This window comes from Klebsiella sp. 1SOBk10mer (genome assembly GCF_046602535.1).
Lineage (GTDB): Bacteria > Pseudomonadota > Gammaproteobacteria > Enterobacterales > Enterobacteriaceae > Klebsiella > Klebsiella quasipneumoniae.
Genome location: NZ_JBKIUP010000003.1, coordinates 396,181 through 415,993 on the forward strand (window position 1 = coordinate 396,181; position 19,813 = coordinate 415,993).

The 19,813-nt window shown below is 60.5% G+C and carries 17 protein-coding genes, 1 pseudogene and 1 other annotated feature; of the genes and pseudogenes, 11 read left to right on the forward strand and 7 right to left on the reverse strand.

What is annotated here, in order from left to right; translation table 11 throughout:
• Positions 1-30: 30 nt before the first annotated feature.
• Positions 31-1,077, reverse strand: coding sequence for a protease SohB (sohB, locus tag ACLH1I_RS11835; protein ID WP_004203873.1), 1,047 nt, complete (start codon positions 1,075-1,077; stop codon positions 31-33).
• A 254-nt stretch (positions 1,078-1,331) separates the two neighbouring features.
• Between sohB and ACLH1I_RS11840 the strand changes: the two genes are divergently transcribed.
• Positions 1,332-2,093, forward strand: a complete 762-nt coding sequence (locus tag ACLH1I_RS11840; protein WP_004203872.1) for a YciK family oxidoreductase — start codon at positions 1,332-1,334, stop codon at positions 2,091-2,093.
• Entirely contained in the window at positions 2,090-2,680 is a 591-nt protein-coding gene (cobO, locus tag ACLH1I_RS11845) for a cob(I)yrinic acid a,c-diamide adenosyltransferase (protein WP_004203871.1), read from the forward strand. The genes ACLH1I_RS11840 and cobO overlap by 4 nt, the downstream gene beginning before the upstream one ends.
• Positions 2,681-2,740: 60 nt before the next feature.
• Here cobO and rluB read toward each other — a convergent pair whose 3' ends face one another.
• Both rluB and gcvA read right to left on the reverse strand, forming a co-directional pair.
• The gene (gene rluB / locus ACLH1I_RS11850; RefSeq protein WP_004203870.1) at positions 2,741-3,643 is read right to left on the reverse strand and encodes a 23S rRNA pseudouridine(2605) synthase RluB; all 903 of its coding nucleotides are present in this window, start codon (positions 3,641-3,643) and stop codon (positions 2,741-2,743) included.
• A 287-nt stretch (positions 3,644-3,930) separates the two neighbouring features.
• Positions 3,931-4,827 (reverse strand): transcriptional regulator GcvA, encoded by an 897-nt coding sequence (gene gcvA / locus ACLH1I_RS11855; protein WP_062913812.1) that lies wholly within the window; start codon positions 4,825-4,827, stop codon positions 3,931-3,933.
• A 111-nt stretch (positions 4,828-4,938) separates the two neighbouring features.
• Between gcvA and ACLH1I_RS11860 the strand changes: the two genes are divergently transcribed.
• On the forward strand, positions 4,939-5,847 hold the full coding sequence (locus ACLH1I_RS11860; RefSeq protein WP_004203867.1) for a DMT family transporter: 909 nt from the start codon (positions 4,939-4,941) through the stop codon (positions 5,845-5,847).
• A 21-nt stretch (positions 5,848-5,868) separates the two neighbouring features.
• Here the strand turns inward: ACLH1I_RS11860 and ACLH1I_RS11865 are convergent, their stop codons facing one another.
• Together ACLH1I_RS11865 and rnm are read right to left on the reverse strand one after the other, a co-directional pair.
• The gene (locus ACLH1I_RS11865) at positions 5,869-6,489 is read right to left on the reverse strand and encodes an L-threonylcarbamoyladenylate synthase (protein WP_002901738.1); all 621 of its coding nucleotides are present in this window, start codon (positions 6,487-6,489) and stop codon (positions 5,869-5,871) included.
• Positions 6,490-6,505: 16 nt separating this feature from the next.
• On the reverse strand, positions 6,506-7,369 hold the full coding sequence (gene rnm, locus ACLH1I_RS11870) for an RNase RNM (RefSeq protein ID WP_004203866.1): 864 nt from the start codon (positions 7,367-7,369) through the stop codon (positions 6,506-6,508).
• A 159-nt stretch (positions 7,370-7,528) separates the two neighbouring features.
• Positions 7,529-7,624: a sequence feature (Trp leader region), on the forward strand.
• A gap of 33 nt (positions 7,625-7,657) precedes the next feature.
• On the opposite strand from rnm, the gene ACLH1I_RS11875 reads away from it, so the two are divergent.
• The 5 genes from ACLH1I_RS11875 to trpA are packed head-to-tail and all read left to right on the forward strand — an operon-like array spanning position 7,658 to position 14,189.
• Positions 7,658-9,220: an anthranilate synthase component 1 gene (locus ACLH1I_RS11875; RefSeq protein WP_004203864.1), complete on the forward strand. Its 1,563-nt coding sequence runs from the start codon at positions 7,658-7,660 to the stop codon at positions 9,218-9,220.
• Complete coding sequence (gene trpD, locus ACLH1I_RS11880; RefSeq protein WP_004148109.1) at positions 9,220-10,815, forward strand: bifunctional anthranilate synthase glutamate amidotransferase component TrpG/anthranilate phosphoribosyltransferase TrpD; 1,596 nt, start codon at positions 9,220-9,222, stop codon at positions 10,813-10,815. The genes ACLH1I_RS11875 and trpD overlap by 1 nt, the downstream gene beginning before the upstream one ends.
• Before the next feature lie 3 nt (positions 10,816-10,818).
• A complete protein-coding gene (trpCF, locus tag ACLH1I_RS11885; RefSeq protein WP_004203862.1) occupies positions 10,819-12,177 on the forward strand; it encodes a bifunctional indole-3-glycerol-phosphate synthase TrpC/phosphoribosylanthranilate isomerase TrpF in 1,359 nt (452 codons plus the stop codon).
• 9 nt (positions 12,178-12,186) lie between these two features.
• A complete protein-coding gene (trpB, locus tag ACLH1I_RS11890; protein ID WP_004203860.1) occupies positions 12,187-13,380 on the forward strand; it encodes a tryptophan synthase subunit beta in 1,194 nt (397 codons plus the stop codon).
• Positions 13,380-14,189, forward strand: coding sequence for a tryptophan synthase subunit alpha (trpA, locus tag ACLH1I_RS11895; RefSeq protein WP_004203859.1), 810 nt, complete (start codon positions 13,380-13,382; stop codon positions 14,187-14,189). The genes trpB and trpA overlap by 1 nt, the downstream gene beginning before the upstream one ends.
• Before the next feature lie 3 nt (positions 14,190-14,192).
• Here the strand turns inward: trpA and ACLH1I_RS11900 are convergent, their stop codons facing one another.
• Positions 14,193-14,675: a MarR family winged helix-turn-helix transcriptional regulator gene (locus ACLH1I_RS11900; protein WP_048323898.1), complete on the reverse strand. Its 483-nt coding sequence runs from the start codon at positions 14,673-14,675 to the stop codon at positions 14,193-14,195.
• A 74-nt stretch (positions 14,676-14,749) separates the two neighbouring features.
• Between ACLH1I_RS11900 and ACLH1I_RS11905 the strand changes: the two genes are divergently transcribed.
• Entirely contained in the window at positions 14,750-15,697 is a 948-nt protein-coding gene (locus ACLH1I_RS11905) for a zinc-binding alcohol dehydrogenase family protein (RefSeq protein ID WP_017898671.1), read from the forward strand.
• A gap of 154 nt (positions 15,698-15,851) precedes the next feature.
• Here the strand turns inward: ACLH1I_RS11905 and ACLH1I_RS11910 are convergent.
• Positions 15,852-16,384: pseudogene (locus tag ACLH1I_RS11910) on the reverse strand (LysR family transcriptional regulator); the annotation flags it as partial.
• Between the two features lie 364 nt (positions 16,385-16,748).
• Between ACLH1I_RS11910 and ACLH1I_RS11915 the strand changes: the two are divergent.
• Together ACLH1I_RS11915 and ybiX are read left to right on the forward strand one after the other, a co-directional pair.
• Positions 16,749-19,034, forward strand: coding sequence for a catecholate siderophore receptor Fiu (locus tag ACLH1I_RS11915; protein WP_151628546.1), 2,286 nt, complete (start codon positions 16,749-16,751; stop codon positions 19,032-19,034).
• Positions 19,035-19,082: 48 nt separating this feature from the next.
• Positions 19,083-19,760 carry a PKHD-type hydroxylase YbiX gene (ybiX, locus tag ACLH1I_RS11920; protein WP_048294545.1) on the forward strand — a complete coding sequence of 226 codons (678 nt, stop codon included), beginning with the start codon at positions 19,083-19,085 and terminating at the stop codon, positions 19,758-19,760.
• Positions 19,761-19,813: the final 53 nt, after the last annotated feature.

Here is a 19,813-nt window from a genome sequence, read left to right on the forward strand (position 1 = left end):
AACGCGAGGCAGAGCCTCGCGTTTTATCATCTATATCAGCGGCTTCTGTCCGCGCTGCCACCAGCGCAGCAGCAGTCGATCGGCGCTCTCCGCCGCGCTACCGGTGAAGCGGTCGAGCATTTTCTTACGCTGTTGATAACGCACTCCGATCACCTCGTGGCTCTCCATGAGTCCCAGCAGCAGCTCATCACTGGTTTCAACCGCATCCACCAGCCCTTTTTCCAGCGCCTGTACCCCGTACCAGTGCTCGCCAGTGGCCACCTGCTCAATATCAAGGCCCGGGCGCATCCGCTGGACGAAATCCTTGAACAAATGGTGCGTCTCATTAAGGTCTTCGCGAAACTTGCGCCGTCCTTCTTCAGTGTTTTCACCCAGCATCGTGAGCGTTCGTTTGTACTGTCCGGCGGTATGCAGTTCGATATCAATATCTTTGTTCTTCAGGAAACGGTGCAGGTTTGGGATCTGCGCCACCACGCCAATAGAGCCGAGGATCGCAAACGGCGCCGAGACAATTTTGTTCGCCACGCAGGCCATCATATAGCCGCCGCTGGCCGCCACTTTGTCGACCGCCACCGTCAGCGGGATCTGTTTGTCGCGCAAGCGCTGTAGCTGCGAGGCTGCAAGCCCGTAGCCGTGCACCACCCCGCCGGGGCTTTCCAGACGAATCACCACCTGATCGCGCGCTTTCGCCGCCGCCAGCACCGCGGTGATCTCTTCCCGCAGGCTGGTGACTTCATGAGCATCCATACTGCCTTTGAAATCCAGCACCCAGGCGCGCGGCTTGCCTTCCGGCTCGGTATTACCCAGCTTCGCCCGCGCTTTCGCCGCCTTCGCCTCTTGTTTTTGCTTTTTCTTCTGCGACTTATGCCACTGCTTCTGCTGCGGGCCATCCAGCAGGGCCACCGCCAGCGATTCCTTCATCTCTTTATAATGCTCGCTAAGATTCGTTACCCGCAGCTCGCCGCGCTGTTTCTTGCGCTGGGCCAGGTTGACGATGATAGCGGCAATCACCGCGATAGCGACGACAACGGTCGCGATCTTGGCTAAAAATAAGCCATATTGAGCAAGTAATTCCACGTTTTCACCTTGTGTAAAGCACTGACGTTGCTTCACAGTGTACATCAGCCCCTGGCGAGAAGTCTTTGTGCTTTGTGTCCTCTGCGCAGCGGATTCCGTTTTTTTAGGCGAGGCTGAAATCGTTGCAAGATATTAATTTTGTGAATACTTTCCGCTTCGCCGATTGCAATGACGGGCGCTTTCAGGCATAACAGCGCAAAAGTGAGATACCAAAGATGAAGCGCGATCGAGAGCCGATCGCCAAAGGAGTCGCCGTGCATTATCAACCGCAACGCCACTTGCTGAAAGATCGCATCATTCTGGTCACCGGGGCCAGCGATGGAATTGGTCGTGAAGCGGCCCTGACCTACGCCCGCTACAGCGCCAGCGTTATCCTGCTGGGTCGCAACGACGACAAACTGCGCGCCGTCGCCGAGGAGATTGAGCGTGAGGGCGGTATTCCTCCCCGCTGGTTTACTCTCGACCTGCTCACCTGCACGCCGCAGGCTTGCCAGCAGCTGGCGCAGCAGATCAGCATCCACTATCCCCGCCTTGACGGCGTGCTGCACAATGCTGGCTTGCTCGGCGACATCTGCCCGATGGATGAACAGAAACCGGAGGTCTGGCAGCAGGTGATGCAGGTGAACGTCAATGGCACCTTTATGCTGACCCAGGCGCTTCTTCCTTTATTACTCCGTTCCGAATCTGGTTCGCTGGTCTTTACCTCATCCAGCGTCGGTCGTCAGGGTCGCGCCAACTGGGGCGCCTATGCCGTCTCCAAATTCGCCACCGAAGGGATGATGCAGGTGCTGGCCGACGAGTACCAAAGCCGCCACCTGCGGGTGAACTGTATCAACCCCGGCGGCACCCGCACCGGCATGCGCGCCAGCGCGTTCCCGACGGAAGATCCGCTGAAACTGAAAACCCCCGCTGACATTATGCCCGTCTATCTGTGGCTGATGGGCGACGACAGTCGTCGCAAGACGGGAATGACCTTCGACGCCCAACCGGGGCGTAAACCAGGAATTGCCCAATGAGTGATGAACGCTACCGCGAACGCCAGCAGCGGCTGAAAGATAAAGTGGATGCCCGGGTGGCGGCGGCCCAGGACGAGCGCGGCATTGTGATGGTCTTTACCGGCAACGGCAAAGGAAAAACTACCGCCGCCTTTGGCACCGCGACCCGCGCCGTCGGCCACGGCAAAAAAGTCGGCGTGATCCAGTTTATCAAGGGGACCTGGCCTAACGGCGAGCGTAATCTACTGGAGCCCCACGGCGTCGAATTTCAGGTGATGGCGACAGGCTTTACCTGGAACACTCAGGACCGCGACAGCGACACCGCCGCCTGTCTGGCGGTTTGGGAACATGCCCGCCGTATGCTTGCCGACGACCAGCTCGATCTGGTGCTGCTGGACGAGCTGACCTATATGGTGGCCTACGATTACCTGCCGCTGGAGGCGGTGCTGAGCGCTCTGCGTGAGCGTCCTGCCCACCAGTCGGTGATCATCACCGGCCGCGGCTGTCATCGCGATATTATTGAAATGGCGGATACCGTCAGCGAGCTGCGCCCGGTGAAACATGCCTTTGATGCCGGCATTAAAGCGCAGATGGGGATTGACTACTGAGGACCGGATACGGCGAAAGGAAGTCCGCGTTCCGGCGCAAAACCACCGGAACGCGCAACATTAACCGTTGGTCTTATTGCGGGTACTGGAACGGCGGTTGCTGTTATTACCCTGGCGCGGGTTAGCGCTGGTCTGGCTGTGACGCTTCACCGCCCGGCGGATCTGATTGGCTTTCAACCGGCGACGATCTTTTTCAACGGCGACCTTGGAGCTGGTTTCCGGAGTGAGCTCCACCAGTTCGCGCAGGTAGTTGGTCTGCGCCAGGTCCAGCTCGGTATAGCCGCCGCGCGGCAGGCCTTTCGGCAGCAGAATATCGCCATAGCGCACGCGGATCAGGCGGCTGACCTGCACGCCGACCGCTTCCCACAGACGACGCACTTCGCGGTTACGCCCTTCGGTCAGGGTGACGTTGTACCACTGGTTAATCCCTTCACCGCCGGTGAATTTAATGGTTTTAAACGCCGCCGGACCATCTTCTAACTGCACGCCGCGAGACAGCTGACGCAGCTTATCTTCATCTACCTGGCCGAAAACGCGAACGGCGTACTCACGCTCGACTTCACGGCTCGGGTGCATCAGGCGGTTTGCCAGTTCACCGTCGGTGGTGAACAGCAACAGGCCACAGGTGTTGACGTCCAGACGACCAACGGCAATCCAGCGCGCGCCGCGCAGTTTAGGCAGACGATCGAACACCGTCGGGCGCCCTTCCGGATCGTTACGGGTGCACAGTTCGCCTTCCGGCTTGTAGTACGCCAGCACGCGGCAGATCTGCTCAGCGGACTCTTTCACCGAGATCAGATGGCCATCGATACGAATTTTTAAACCAGGGACAATTTCCACACGATCGCCGAGGGTGGCGATTTTGCCGTCGACGCTGACGCGGCCAGCTTCGATTTTCGCTTCAATTTCACGGCGGGAGCCGTGGCCGGCGCGGGCCAGCACTTTTTGCAGTTTCTCGCTCATTGAGCTTCCTTAAGGTGTCGCCTTCCCAGGCGTCTGGTATGCTTTATGAAACAATGAGGCCTGTATCAGCAACTCATTGTTACGTATATACTTTTTACGTAAAGTCTCGCCGGCATGCGCAAAACATTCGCCGCGAGCCCGTATTCGTGGCCGAACATACTACACTAACTTCGCCGGGAAAGCTTCTGTTCGCCACACCGCGCCTTTAGTATGGAACAGATTTTCCTCATTCTCCTGTCTACCCTCACCTGTGTTGGTCTTAGTCGGACAGAGAGCGCCTACCTGCGCTACGCCTGCTCTTGCGCGACGGCAGAGCGCTGGGCGAGCAGCCAGTCACGAAAACAGCGGTTGGCAGGGGCCAGCAGCGCGGTCTCGTGGTAAACCAGATGATAGGCCAGCGGACAGGCGATGGGCTGCGCCAGAGGATTCACCAGCCGCCCCTGCGTCAGCGCAGGCGCTATGAATGAACGTCGCAGTAAAGCCATCCCCATACCGGCTAACGCCGCCTCCGTTACGCCGTTGCAATCAGTGAACACCGGGCCACGGCGCGCGCGGTGCGTTTCCAGCCCCACGGCCTCGCACCATAGCGCCCAGTCCTCACGATGTTCATCGTGCAGCAGTGGATACTCTAGCAGATCGCTGGTATCGGCGAGGGTCCGGTGCGGAGCAATCAGCTGCGGACTACAGACCGGCATCAGATCGTCATCCAGCAGACGGTAAGCCTGCAGTTCCGGCCAGCCCCCGACGCCATGCCGCACGGCAAAATCGATCTCTTCGCTCAGCAAATCCACTCGCCGGTTGGTGGTGCCGATCAGGATCTCTATCTGTGGATAACGCCGTTCAAAATCAGCCAGCCGCGGCAGCAGCCATTGAATAGCAAAGCCGCTGGTACAACTGACAGTCACTTTTTCCGGCCCCGGGGGCACCTGCAGACGCCGGGTGGCGGCAGCTATCTGATGAAACGCGGGCTGCACGGCCCGGAGGTAGATCTCCCCCACCTCCGTTAACTGTAACCGTCGGGGGGTACGGATAAATAGCGGGACATTCAGCGCCTCCTCCAGGCGGGCAATCTGCTGGCTGACAGCGCTGGGTGTGACGCAAAGTTCACTGGCGGCCAGCTTCAGGCTGAGCAGCCGCGCCGCCGCCTCAAAACAGCGCAACGCATTCAGCGGCGGGAGTTTCATGGCTATGGAACCTCAGTTAAGAAAAACTTAATCATGTAAGCATAACGCGTTTGTCGGCCATTGCACGAGAGCTCTACAGTTAGCTTCCTTACCGTTCACAAGGAGTCAATCATGCGTGTTATCGACTGTGGTCGCCTGCTGCTGCTTGCCGCCCTCTGGGGTGCCAGCTTTCTGTTTATGCGCATCACCACCCCGGCTTTCGGCGCGGTAAACAGCGCCTTTCTGCGCGTGCTGTTCGCCGCCGTCGCTTTAGGGTTGCTGGCCGGCGCGCGCGGAAAATGGGGCGGGTATGAGGGTAAATTCATCGCCACTCTGAAGCTGGGGGTCATCAATTCCGGCCTCCCTTTTCTGATGTACTGCCTTGCCGCGCAATGGCTACCGGCAGGGTACTCCGCCACGCTCAACGCCACGGCGCCGATGATGGGGGTGCTGATTGGCGCACTCTGCTTTGCGGAACCGCTGACCCTGCGCAAAGGCGCTGGCGCGGCGCTGGGCGCTATTGGCGTGGCGGTGATCGCGCGCCCGACTACCGGCCTCGGCGCCGCCCAGCTGCTGCCGGGCGTCGGCGCCTGTCTGACCGCCACCGCCTGCTATGGCCTGGCCGGCTTTCTGACCCGCCGCTGGATCCAACAGCGCGGCGGCCTCGAAGCGGAGCGCGTCGCGTTGGGCAGCCAAATCGGCGCCACGCTGTTTTTATGCCCCTTCTTTCTCTGGTCCTGCGGGCATGGGCTGGCTGTGGACTGGGGTCAGGGCCTGCCGTGGATGGCAATGCTTATGCTGGGTGTCGTCTGCACGGCGGCAGGGTATATCCTCTATTTCCGCCTGATCGCTGATATTGGACCGCTGCGTTCACTGTCTGTGACCTTTTTGATCCCGCCTTTTGCGGTGCTGTGGGGCTATCTTTTTCTTGGAGAGATTGTGGAGAGTGGGTTAATTCTCGGCGCGCTGCTGGTCTGCGTGGCGCTGTGGATGATGGTCGTGCCGTCGGGGAGAAAAGAGAGGGTACCAGGCGGCGCATGAGGCACCGCCCGGCAGGTAGTGTCAGAGAAACGGCCTCACGTCGCCCACGCCTTCGCGCAGCACCACCGGGGTATCTTCCGTCAGGTCGATAACCGTGGTCGGCTGCTGCCCCAGGAAACCGCCGTGGATAATGAGGTCCACGACTTTCTCCAGACGATCTTTGATCTCTTCCGGGTCGGATTCGGTAAAGTCGCTGCCGGGCAGCATCAGCGAGGTAGAGAGCATCGGTTCGCCTAAGGTCTCAAGCAACGCCTGAGCGATAGGGTTGGACGGGACGCGCATACCAATGGTTTTACGCTTCTCCTGCAGCAGCCGGCGCGGTACCTCTTTCGTTCCTTTGAGGATAAAGGTGTAGTTACCCGGCGTATTGTTTTTCATCAGGCGAAACGCCACGTTGTCCACAAAGGCGTAGGTTGACAGTTCGGACAGGTCGCGGCACATCAGAGTGAAGTTGTGGCCGTCCGGCAGCTGACGGATGCGGCAGATCCGCTCCATCGCCCCCTTGTCTTCAATTTTGCAGCCCAGCGCGTAGCCGGAGTCGGTAGGATATACGATCACCCCGCCCTTACGCACAATCTCCACCGCCTGGTTAATCAACCGCGCCTGCGGGTTATCCGGATGGATATAAAAAAACTGGCTCATACTTCCCTCTCAATTTTTATTCGGTGGCCGCTTCCCAGCTGTGCCAGACGCCTTCCACGCCGGCAGGGAGCCAGAGCTTACGGCCAAGTTCGATCCACGCGCAGGGCTGATGGAAATCGGAACCCTGCGACGCCAGAAGACCAAACTGCACGGCCAGGGCGGCCAGCTGGGCGCGTTCATGGGGCGCCTGCTGGCACTGGGCCACTTCCATGGCATCACCGCCCTGCTCGCTGAAGTGGGCCAACAGCCGCTTAAGCCACTTGGCGGAAAGATCGTAACGCCCGGGATGGGCTATCACCGCCTTACCGCCAGAATGATGAATGACATCAATTGCTTGTTTTATTGTACACCACTGCGGCGGCACGTAACCGGTTTTCCCGCGGGCAAGGTATTTTTTGAAGACCTCCGCCATGTTCTTCGCGTGGCCGGCCTCCACCAGAAAACGGGCAAAATGGCCGCGGGTGACGGCGCCACCGTCCGCCAGCCGCAGCGCCCCTTCCCAGGCGCCGGGGATACGCGCCTTCTCCAGACGCTCGGCAATCATCTGGCCGCGCTGCTGGCGCCGCGCTTTCTGCTCCTCCAGCAGGGCGGTCATCGCAGGGTGCGCAATATCAATATTGAGACCCACAATATGAATCTCGTGATTCTCCCAGAGGGTGGAAATCTCGACGCCGTTCACCAGGGTCAAGGGTAATCCGGCGCGGGCGATCTCCTCCCGGGCCGCGGGGATCGCCGCCACGCTGTCATGGTCGGTGATCGCCAGCGTGCCTACGCGCATTTCATGGGCGCGATGGACCAGTTCCTGCGGAGTCAGCCGCCCGTCAGAGGCGGTGGTATGGCTGTGCAGATCGTAAATCACTGCGTATTGGCTGTCGCTCAAAAGGACTCCTGCTGGACATCAACGTAAATAAGCGCATTATCATACCGACAGACAGAGAAAATCTGCAAACAAGGGTTGACTTTATTCCATTGAACTAGTTAACTAGTACGCAAGTTCACATGAAGGGGTATCACGATGAAAATGCACTTTATCACTCTGCACAGCTGGTGGCGCACCTCCTGATAACGGGCGGCGTGATCGCGTTTTGCATTCAGCATACAGATACCCGGCCCGCCAATGAGCGGGCTTTTTATTGGACAAAAATAATACGAACAGGCGAGAACAATAATGCAAACATCCAAACCGGCACTCGAGCTTCTCACCAGCGACGCCATCTACCGGGAGAACCCGACGGCGTTATTCCACCAACTGTGCGGCGCCCGTCCGGCCACGCTGCTGCTGGAATCGGCTGACATCGACAGCAAAGATGACTTAAAAAGCCTGCTGCTGGTGGACAGCGCGCTGCGCATCACCGCTCTTGGTGACACTGTCACCATTCAGGCCCTCTCCGCCAACGGCGCCGCGCTGCTGGAGCTGCTGGACGGCGCGCTGCCCTCCGGGATCGCCAATCAGCGCCAGCCCAACGGCCGGATCCTGACCTTCCCGGCAGTCAGTTCCCTGCTCGATGAAGACGCCCGCCTCTGCTCGCTGTCGGTGTTTGACGCCTTCCGTCTCCTGCAGGAGCTGGTGACCGTCCCGGCCAACGAGCGTGAAGCGATGTTCTTCGGCGGCCTGTTCGCCTATGACCTGGTGGCCGGCTTTGAAGATCTGCCGCCCCTGCAGAGCGACACCGCCTGCCCGGACTACTGCTTCTATCTGGCGGAGACCCTGCTGGTCATCGACCATCAGACCAAGCATACCCGCATCCAGGCGAGCCTGTTCACGCCGCTGGAGAGTGAAAAACAGCGCCTGGAGCAGCGCCTGAGCCAGCTGCGCCAGCAGCTGAACGAGCCGCCGGCGCCGCTGCCGGTCACTACCGTGGCCGAAATGCGCTGCGACGTTGACCAGAGCGATGAAGAGTACGGCGCGGTGGTGCGCAAAATGCAGCGCGCGATCCGCGCCGGGGAAATCTTCCAGGTGGTCCCTTCCCGCCGCTTCTCGCTGCCCTGCCCGTCGCCGCTGGCCGCGTATGATGTGCTGAAGAAGAGCAACCCCAGCCCGTATATGTTCTTTATGCAGGACAACGATTTCACCCTGTTCGGCGCCTCGCCGGAAAGCTCGCTGAAGTACGATGCCGTCAGCCGTCAGATTGAGATCTACCCCATCGCCGGCACCCGGCCGCGCGGCCGCCGCGCCGACGGTTCGCTGGATCGCGATCTCGACAGCCGTATCGAACTGGAAATGCGTACCGATCACAAAGAGCTTTCCGAGCACCTGATGCTGGTGGACCTGGCGCGCAACGATCTGGCCCGCATCTGTACCCCGGGCAGCCGCTATGTCGCCGATTTAACCAAGGTTGACCGTTACTCCTTCGTGATGCATCTGGTCTCCCGGGTGGTGGGTGAACTGCGTCAGGATCTCGATGTGCTGCACGCTTACCGCGCCTGCATGAACATGGGCACTCTCAGCGGCGCGCCGAAGGTTCGCGCCATGCAGCTGATTGCCGCCGCCGAAGGTAAACGACGCGGCAGCTACGGCGGCGCGGTGGGCTATTTCACTGCCCACGGCGACCTCGACACCTGCATCGTCATCCGTTCCGCCTACGTGCAGGAGGGTATCGCTACCGTCCAGGCCGGAGCCGGCATTGTGCTCGACTCGGTTCCCCAGTCGGAAGCGGATGAGACCCGAAATAAAGCCCGCGCGGTGCTGCGCGCCATTGCCCAGGCCCATCACGCGAAGGAGATTTTCTGATGGCTGACATTCTGCTGCTCGATAATATCGATTCTTTCACCTATAACCTGGCAGACCAGCTGCGCGCCAACGGCCATAACGTGGTGATTTACCGTAACTCCGTTCCGGCGCAGGCGCTGATTGAGCGTCTGGGCACCATGGACAATCCGGTGCTGATGCTCTCCCCCGGCCCGGGTACGCCAAGCGAAGCCGGCTGCATGCCGGAATTGCTGACCCGCATGCGGGGCAAGCTGCCGATCATCGGCATCTGCCTCGGCCACCAGGCCATTGTCGAAGCCTACGGCGGCTATGTCGGCCAGGCGGGCGAGATCCTTCACGGTAAAGCCTCCAGCATTGAGCACGACGGCCAGGCGATGTTTGCCGGTCTGGCTAACCCGCTGCCGGTGGCGCGCTACCACTCGCTGGTCGGCAGCAATATTCCCGCCGGGCTGACGATTAACGCCAATTTCAACGGCATGGTGATGGCGGTGCGTCACGATGCGGATCGGGTGTGCGGCTTCCAGTTCCACCCGGAATCGATCCTCACCACCCAGGGCGCGCGACTGCTGGAGCAGACCCTGGCCTGGGCGCTGCAGAAGCTGGAGCATACCAACACCCTCCAGCCTATCCTTGAGAAGCTGTACCAGGCGGAAACCCTGAGCCAGCAGGAGAGCCACCAGCTGTTCTCCGCCGTCGTGCGCGGCGAAGTGAAGCCTGAACAGCTGGCCGCCGCGCTGGTCAGTATGAAAGTGCGCGGCGAGCAGCCGCAGGAAATTGCCGGCGCCGCCACCGCGCTGCTGGAAAACGCCGCGCCGTTCCCGCGCCCGGACTACCTGTTTGCCGACATCGTCGGCACCGGTGGTGACGGTAGCAACAGCATTAATATCTCCACCGCCAGCGCGTTTGTCGCCGCCGCCTGTGGATTGAAAGTGGCGAAGCATGGCAACCGCAGCGTTTCCAGTAAATCAGGCTCTTCTGATCTGCTGGCGGCCTTCGGCATTAATCTCGATATGAACGCCGATAAATCCCGCGCGGCGCTCGATGAGCTGGGCGTCTGCTTCCTGTTCGCGCCGAAGTACCACACCGGTTTCCGCCACGCGATGCCGGTCCGTCAGCAGCTGAAGACCCGTACCCTGTTTAACGTGCTGGGCCCGCTGATCAACCCGGCGCATCCGCCGCTGGCGCTGATTGGCGTCTACAGCCCGGAACTGGTGTTGCCGATTGCGGAAACCTTGCGCGTACTCGGTTATCAGCGCGCTGCCGTGGTGCACAGCGGCGGGATGGATGAAGTCTCGCTGCATGCGCCCACGGTGGTCGCCGAGCTGCATAACGGGGAAATTAAAAGCTATCAGCTGACCGCCGACGATTTCGGCCTGACGCCTTACCATCAGGCGCAGCTGGCGGGCGGCACGCCGGAAGAAAACCGTGACATTCTGACGCGCTTGCTACAAGGTAAAGGTGAAGCCGCTCACGAAGCCGCCGTCGCCGCCAACGTCGCCATGTTGATGCGTTTACACGGGCATGAAGATCTGAAAGCTAACGCTCAGCAGGTACTGGATGTGCTGCACAGCGGCGCGGCCTATGACAGAGTGACCGCCTTAGCGGCAAGAGGGTAAAGAATGCAGACCGTTTTAGCAAAAATCGTTGCCGACAAAGCGATTTGGGTGGAAGCCCGCAAACAACAACAACCGTTAGCCAGTTTTCAGAATGAGGTCGTCCCGACGCAGCGCAATTTCTATGACGCGCTGGCCGGCACCCGCACCGCGTTTATTCTCGAGTGCAAAAAGGCTTCGCCGTCGAAGGGGTTGATTCGCGAAGATTTCGATCCGGCGGCGATCGCCAGCATCTACAAACACTACGCCTCGGCGATCTCGGTGCTGTGTGATGAGAAATATTTCCAGGGCAGCTTCGATTTTCTGCCGATCGTCAGCAAGGTCGCGCCGCAGCCGATCCTGTGTAAGGACTTCACCATCGACCCTTACCAGATCTACCTGGCGCGCTACTATCAGGCCGACGCCTGCCTGCTGATGCTGTCGGTGCTCGACGATGAACAGTATCGTCAGCTCTCGGCGGTGGCTCACAGCCTGAATATGGGCGTGCTCACCGAAGTCAGCAATGATGAGGAGCTGGAGCGCGCCATCGCCCTGAAGGCGAAGGTGGTGGGCATCAACAACCGCGACCTGCGCGATATGTCGATTGACCTCAACCGCACCCGTCAGCTGGCGGCGCGTCTCGGCCCGGATGTCACGGTGATCAGCGAATCCGGCATCCATACCTATGCCGAAGTGCGTGAGCTGAGCCACTTCGCCAATGGCTTCCTGATCGGCTCCGCCCTGATGGAGCAGGCGGATCTGGAAGCGGCGGTCAAGCGCGTGCTGCTCGGCGAGAACAAAGTGTGCGGCCTGACGCGCCCGCAGGATGCGCAGGTGGCCTGGGAGTCTGGCGCCATCTACGGTGGGCTGATCTTCGTCCCGACCTCGCCGCGGGCGGTAAATGACGCCCAGGCTAAAGCGGTGATCGCCGCCGCGCCGCTGCAGTACGTCGGCGTCTTCCGCAATGCGCCGCTGGATGAGGTGGTCGCCCGCGCCCAGGCCCTGGAGCTGGCCGCCGTACAGCTGCACGGTGATGAAGACCAGGCCTATATCGACGCGCTGCGCGACGCCCTCGCGGATAGCGTCCGCATCTGGAAAGCGCTGAGCGTTGGCGAAACCTTGCCGTCCCGTACACTCCGCCATGTCGATAAGTATCTGCTCGACAATGGCCAGGGCGGCAGTGGCCAGCGTTTTGACTGGAGCCTGCTGCAGGGCCAGGACCTGCGTAACGTTATGCTGGCTGGCGGCCTCGGCGCCGATAACTGTGTGGAAGCGGCCAAAAGCGGCTGTGCCGGACTCGATTTCAATTCAGGCGTAGAGTCGCAACCCGGGATTAAAGACGCCAGCAAGCTGGCCTCCGTATTCCAGACGCTGCGCGCATATTAAGGAGCAATAATGAGCACTTTACTGAACCCCTACTTCGGCGAATTCGGCGGCATGTATGTGCCGCAGATCCTGATGCCCGCCCTGCGCCAGCTGGAAGAGGCCTTTGTCAGCGCGCAGAAGGACCCGGCCTTTCAGGCGGAATTCACCGACCTGCTGAAAAACTACGCCGGTCGTCCGACGGCCCTGACCAAATGCCGGAACCTGACCGAAGGGACCCGCACTACCCTGTACCTGAAACGCGAAGATCTGCTGCACGGCGGCGCGCACAAAACCAACCAGGTGCTGGGCCAGGCTCTGCTGGCCAAACGGATGGGCAAAACCGAAATTATCGCCGAGACCGGCGCCGGTCAGCACGGCGTCGCCTCAGCGCTGGCCAGCGCCCTGCTCGGTCTGAAATGCCGTATCTACATGGGCGCCAAGGACGTCGAGCGCCAGTCGCCGAACGTCTTCCGTATGCGCCTGATGGGCGCCGAGGTGATCCCGGTGCACAGCGGCTCCGCCACGCTGAAAGATGCCTGTAACGAGGCGCTGCGCGACTGGTCCGGTAGCTACGAGAAGGCGCACTATATGCTGGGCACCGCCGCCGGTCCGCACCCGTTCCCGACCATCGTACGTGAATTCCAGCGCATGATCGGCGAAGAGACCAAAGCGCAGATCCTCGAAAAAGAGGGCCGTCTGCCGGACGCGGTGATCGCCTGCGTCGGCGGCGGGTCAAACGCCATCGGCATGTTCGCTGATTTTATCGAGGAAACCCGCGTCGGCCTGATCGGCGTGGAGCCTGCCGGGCACGGTATCGAAAGCGGGGAGCACGGCGCGCCGCTGAAGCATGGTCGTGTGGGGATCTACTTCGGGATGAAGTCGCCGATGATGCAAACCGCCGACGGCCAGATCGAGGAATCTTACTCCATTTCCGCCGGGCTGGACTTCCCGTCCGTTGGGCCGCAGCACGCGTTTCTGAACAGCACCGGGCGCGCCGACTATGTGTCGATCACCGATGACGAAGCGCTGGAGGCGTTTAAAGCGCTCTCCCGCCACGAAGGGATCATCCCGGCGCTGGAGTCCTCTCACGCTCTGGCCCATGCGCTGAAGATGATGCGCGAAAACCCGGAAAAAGAGCAGCTGCTGGTGGTTAACCTCTCCGGCCGCGGCGATAAAGACATTTTCACCGTACACGACATCCTGAAAGCGCGAGGGGAAATCTGATGGAACGCTATGAGACGCTGTTTGCCCAACTAAAAAACCGCCAGGAAGGCGCTTTCGTCCCCTTTGTCACCCTTGGCGATCCGGGACCGGAGCAGTCGCTGAAAATTATCGATGCGCTGATCGAAGGCGGCGCCGATGCCCTTGAGCTGGGGATCCCCTTCTCCGACCCGCTGGCGGACGGCCCGACCATCCAGGGCGCGGCCCTGCGCGCCTTCGCCGCGGGGGTAACCCCGGCGCAGTGCTTTGAGATGCTGGCGGCGATCCGCCAGAAGCATCCAACGATCCCAATCGGCCTGCTGATGTACGCCAACCTCGTCTTCAGCCCGGGTATCGATGAGTTCTATGCCCAGTGCGCCCGCGTCGGCGTCGACTCGGTGCTGGTAGCCGACGTGCCGGTGGAAGAGTCCGCCCCGTTCCGCCAGGCGGCGATGCGCCATAACATCGCGCCAATTTTCATTTGCCCGCCCAACGCGGATGACGATTTACTGCGCCAGATCGCCTCTTATGGCCGCGGCTACACCTATCTGCTGTCGCGCGCCGGGGTGACGGGTGCGGAAAATCGCGCTGCGCTGCCGCTGCACCATCTGGTGGAGAAGCTGGCGGAATATCACGCTGCGCCGCCGCTGCAGGGCTTTGGCATCTCCGCGCCGGAGCAGGTGAGCGCCGCCATTGACGCCGGGGCCGCCGGGGCGATCTCCGGTTCCGCCATCGTCAAAATCATCGAACGTCATCTTGATGAGCCGCAAACCATGCTCGACGAGCTGAAAGCCTTCGTCCAGAGCCTGAAGGCGGCGACCAAAACCGCCTGACCGTCAGCCGCCTGGCATCGCGCCAGGCGGCGATGATTTCTGCAAACTGTCGGCGTATTTGCGCGTTAAGCGAAACAGCGCCTGCACTTCATCTTCCGGCCACTGCACCAGCACCTGATTCATTAACCGCCGCCGCGCGACGGCGATCCTGTCGATCATCTGTTGTCCCCTGGCGCTAAGCGTCACTTCGCTGATCCGTCGGTCATGACGGTTCGGTTGCTTACCGGCAAGCCCCTGGGCTTCCAGTTTCTTCACCTGACGACTGACGGTGGTGTAATCGCGCCCTAAATGATCCGCCAGCTCAACCACCCCCACCGGGCCATAGCGCCCTACCGCCACCAGCAGCGGAAACAGCATCTGTTCCAGCTTGACGCCAGCTGCCTGGAGGATCTGCTCGTCGCGCACCGGCTGGTTCATCACGCTGATGATATCCAGCAGCGCGCCGTGAAAGTCGGTAATGTCGTAGCCATTATGTGCATCTTGCATGTATTAATTTTCCGCGTATAGTGCTGCAAAACAATATGTGTATTTTACACATAATTCCCGACAGGAGATAATTTATGAAAGCAGGCGTGGTTTTTGATCTCGCAGAAGGCCCGGTTTGGGCCGATTTCATCGAGCCGCAGCCCGCGCCCGGCCAGACGCTTATTGACGTCCGCGCCGCCGCGATGAGCCATGTGGTCAAGGCCCGGGCATCAGGACGCCATTACAGCTTCGACGGCAATCTGCCTTTTGTACCCGGTATCGATGGTGTCGGCACTACATCCCAGGGCCAGCGCGTCTACTTCGCCTTCCCCACTGCCCCCTTCGGCAGTATGGCGCAGCGGGCGCCGGTCGCCCTGCAGAATTGCCTGCCGCTGCCGGATGAGCTCGATGATATCCCGGCGGCGGCGATGGCCAACCCCGGCATGTCCGCGTGGGCGTCTCTGGTGACTCGCGCCCAGCTTCAGGCCGGCGAAACGGTGCTGATTAACGGCGCCACCGGCAGCGCCGGTCGGCTGGCGGTGCAGATTGCCCGCTACCTGGGCGCAAAAAAAATCATTGCGACCGGACGCAATGCGCAGTCGCTGGCGGCGATCGGCGCCGATGAATGTATTCAGTTAACGGCGGATGATAAGACGTTAACTGCACAGTTTTCAGCGGTCAGCGCCGCGCAGATCGATGTGGTCATCGATTATCTGTGGGGACACAGCGCGGAATTATTATTGCCGGCCCTGGCCAAATATACCCCGGCCGGCAGGCCGGTGCGCTATGTGCAAGTGGGGTCCCTGGCTGGGGCCGATATCGCGTTAAATGGCGCGGTTCTGCGTTCCGCCCCGCTCCTGCTGATGGGCAGCGGGATCGGTAGCCTGACGATGCCGCAGCTGCTGGCGGCGACCGGCGAAATGCTGCAGGCGGCGGTGCCGGGGAAATTGACCATCGCCACCACCCCGCGGCCACTGCAGGAGATCGCGGCGGCCTGGCCGCAGGACGACAGCCAGAAGCGTACGGTTTTCACCCTCGGATAAAAAATCGCTTCCGCACAAAAGATGGGGTTGATATCTTAAATGAGAAATATTATCTTTCTCATCACTGAATAGTTGAGTAAATAACTCAGGTATTCAGTACGACATTGCTCACATTGCTTCCAGTATTTTTGCCCGCACTTGTGCGGGCTTTTTTTTACTCGCGACACACCTCTCGCACCCGCTGCCGCAGCCAGCGGTGGCCGGGGCCTGCTCCTGGCGCGGACGCCACACCTGCGACACCGTAATCACCCCGGTGCTGACCGGCAGCGGAAAACTTACTATCCCCTGCGGCGAAGGATGACGCACGCAGGAGGCCGGCACCAGCCCCAGCGCGGCGCTGAAGCCCGGCACGACGGCGGCGATGCGCCGGTACAGCCCCCGCCCCGCTCTGCCAGCTGATCATCCACCAGCCCATATACGATCCCATGCCGGGAAACGATAACATGTCCCCAGGCGACATAGCGCTCTGCATCTATCGCCGCCGCGGCGGTAAACGGGATTGAGCACCGCGCGCATATCGCTCAGCACACTGTGCGTTTTGCTGCGGATCCGCTGCGCATGCGGGGTGAACACCATTTTGCGTCCGGCCCGCACCAGCAGGGGATCGCCGGTCACGTGCCGCAAGCGAGTTAACGTTCGGATCATCGCCGAAGTGCTAAGGCCGAAACGGCGGGCGGCGCCCGGGACTGGAGTATCTGGATGGCCACGGCCGCACGGTGCCCTGGTAAGCCCGCCGGGACGCCAGCCTCAGGGCGCCCTTCGGCGCCCGCCCGGCGTCTGTTATCCAAGGTCACCGCGCTATATTCCGCGTTGCCCTGCCGCCTTTACCGAGGTCACCCGCCTTTTTTGTTCAAAATTTATGAAATTTGTAAACGGTGGTGAAGAAATCAGTTTAAACGTCAACTTTTCTGTGTAAATATTAAGGCGAATGATAACTATTCTTTTTATCATTTATAGAATCACGCCGGGTCAGCGCAAGCCAGACGACGAATAACGTCGCTTTTGCGCGGCGTGATATGTGCTAATAACAAAAAATAAGCCTGCATTTATCATGGAAAAAAACGCTTCTCTGCCGTTTGGCAGTTTCAACTCATTGGCATTGTTTACAGGTCTGTGTCTGGGAGCCGCGCCGGCAACCGGCATGGCAGCCGAAAAATCAGTCAAAAATAATGAAGAGACGCTGGTGGTGGAAGCCGCCCCGCCTTCGCTTTATTCTCCCGGAGCCTCCGCCGATCCCAAGTTCAATAAACCACTGGTGGATACCACTCGCACCATCACCGTGATCCCCGAACAGGTCATTAAAGATCAGGGCGTCACCAACCTGACTGACGCCCTCAAAAACGTCCCCGGCGTCGGGGCGTTTTACGCCGGGGAGAATGGCAGCTCAACCACCGGGGACGCCATCTTTATGCGCGGCGTGGACACCTCCAACAGTATTTATGTCGACGGCATTCGCGATATCGGCAGCGTGACGCGGGATACCTTCAATACCCAGCAGGTGGAAGTCATCAAAGGGCCCGCCGGCACGGACTATGGCCGCAGCGCCCCTTCCGGCTCGATCAATATGATCAGCAAGCAGCCGCGCCTTGACTCCGGGATCGACGGATCCGCCAGGATCGGCAGCGCCTGGTCGCGTCGGGGTACCCTTGACCTTAACCAGGCCTTCGGCGACAACGCCGCGTTTCGCCTCAACCTGATGGGCGAAAAAACCCACGACGCCGGCCGGGATAAGATTGAGAACGAGCGCTACGGCATTGCCCCGTCCCTGGCCTTCGGCCTCGATACGCCCACCCGTCTGTATCTGAACTATCTCCACGTCCGGCAGAATAACACCCCGGATGGCGGGATCCCCACCGTCGGCCTGCCGGGCTATTCGGCGCCTTCGCCGAAGTATGCCGCCCTCAATTCCGCCGGTAAGGTCGATACCAGCAATTTCTATGGCACCGACTCCGATTACGATAAATCCACCACCGACAGCGGCACCCTGCGCTTTGAACACGATCTGACGGACAATACCACCGTGCGCAATACCACCCGCTGGTCGCGTGTGAAGCAGGAATATCTCCTGACCGCGGTAATGGGCGGCGCGAGCAATATCACCGCCCCCGACATCAATGACGTCAATACCTGGAGCTGGTCACGTCTGGTTAATACCAAAGATGTCAGCAACCGCATTCTGACCAACCAGACCAATATCACTTCGACCTTCAATACCGGTTCGATAGGCCATGACGTCAGCGCCGGCGTGGAGTTTACCCGGGAAAACCAGACTAACTATGGCGTCAACGCCCTGACCGCTCCGGCGGTGAATCTCTATCATCCGGTGAGCAGCCTGTCGATTGGCGGGCTGGACAGAAACGGAGCGAACGCCAACGGCCAGACCGATACCTTCGGTATCTATGCCTTTGATACGCTGGCGCTGACCGATCGGGTTGAGGTCAACGGTGGGCTGCGTCTCGACAGTTACCATACCAAATATGACAGCGCCACCGCCTGCGGCGGCAGCGGACGCGGGGCTGTCGCCTGCCCGCCAGGACAGTCGACCGGCAGCCCGGTCACCACTGTCGATACCGCTAAATCCGGTAACCTGGTTAACTGGAAGGCCGGGGCGCTGTATCGCTTAACCGAGCAGGGCAATATCTACGTCAACTATGCCATCTCGCAGCAACCGCCGGGGGGCAGCAGCTTCGCGCTGGCTGCCAGCGGTAGCGGCAACAGCGCCAACCGGACCGACTTTAAACCGCAGAAAGCGAAATCCAGCGAACTGGGCACCAAGTGGCAGATCCTCGACAAGCGCCTGCTGCTCAGCGCGGCGTTATTCCGCACCGATATTGAAAACGAAGTGGCCGCCAACGATGACGGAACCTGGTCGCAGTACGGCAAAAAGCGCGTGGAAGGCTATGAGCTCTCCGCAACCGGGAACCTGACCCCGGACTGGACAATCATCGCCGGCTACACCCAGCAGCATGCCACGGTGACTGAGGGTCAGAATGTGGCGCAGGATGGCTCTTCCGCGCTGGCCTACACCCCGAAACATGCCTTTACGCTGTGGACGCAGTATCAGGCCACCAGCGATCTGTCCGTCGGCGGCGGTGTGCGCTATGTCGGAAGCCTGCGCCGGGGCAGCGATGGCGCGGTGGGTACCCCGGATCACACCGAGGGCTATTGGGTCGCCGACGCCAAACTGGGCTATCGGGTCAACAGCAATCTCGATCTGCAGCTCAATATGTACAACCTGTTTGATACCGATTACGTGGCTTCCATCAACAAGAGCGGCTATCGCTATCATCCGGGCGAACCCCGTACCTTTATGTTGACGGCGAATGTCCATTTCTGAGTCTGTACGTGGGGCCATCGCGCCCCACCTTTTTGAGAGAACACCGCAATGATGTATCACATTCCTGACGTGCTGACGGCGGACCAGGTGGCTGAATATGGCCGCCTGCTGGCGCAGGCCGAATGGGTTGACGGGCGGGTTACCGTCGGCAGCCAGGGGGCGACCGTCAAACAAAACCAGCAGATCGATACCCGCACGCCGCTGTATGCCCGTCTGCAGGCAGCCGTACTCGACGCGCTGCGCGGCCATCCGCAGTTTTTTTCAGCCGCGCTGCCGCGGACAATTTCCGCGCCGTTGTTTAATCGCTACGGGCCGGGAGAGACCTACGGTTTTCATGTCGATGGCGCGGTGCGCCAGAACGGCGAGGCGGGCTGGATGCGGACCGACCTCTCGGCGACGCTGTTCCTCTGCGAGCCCGAAAGCTATGAAGGGGGCGAACTGGTGATTGAAGATACCTATGGCCAGCACCGGGTGAAGCTCCCGGCCGGACATCTGGTGCTCTATCCCGCCAGTAGCCTGCACTGCGTCACCCCGGTCACCGGCGGGGTTCGCCAGGCCTCTTTCCTGTGGATCCAGTCGATGGTCCGCGACGATAAGCAGCGCGCGATGCTCTACGACCTGGACCGCACGATCCAGTCTCTCAAAACCCGCTTTGGCGACGGGGAAGAGGTCCTCTCCCTGCTCAATATGTATCACAACCTGCTGCGCCAGTGGACTGAAGTGTGATCCGCAGGCGAAGGTTTATCGCAGGGAGGGGTGAGGAGGCAACAGACTGGCCG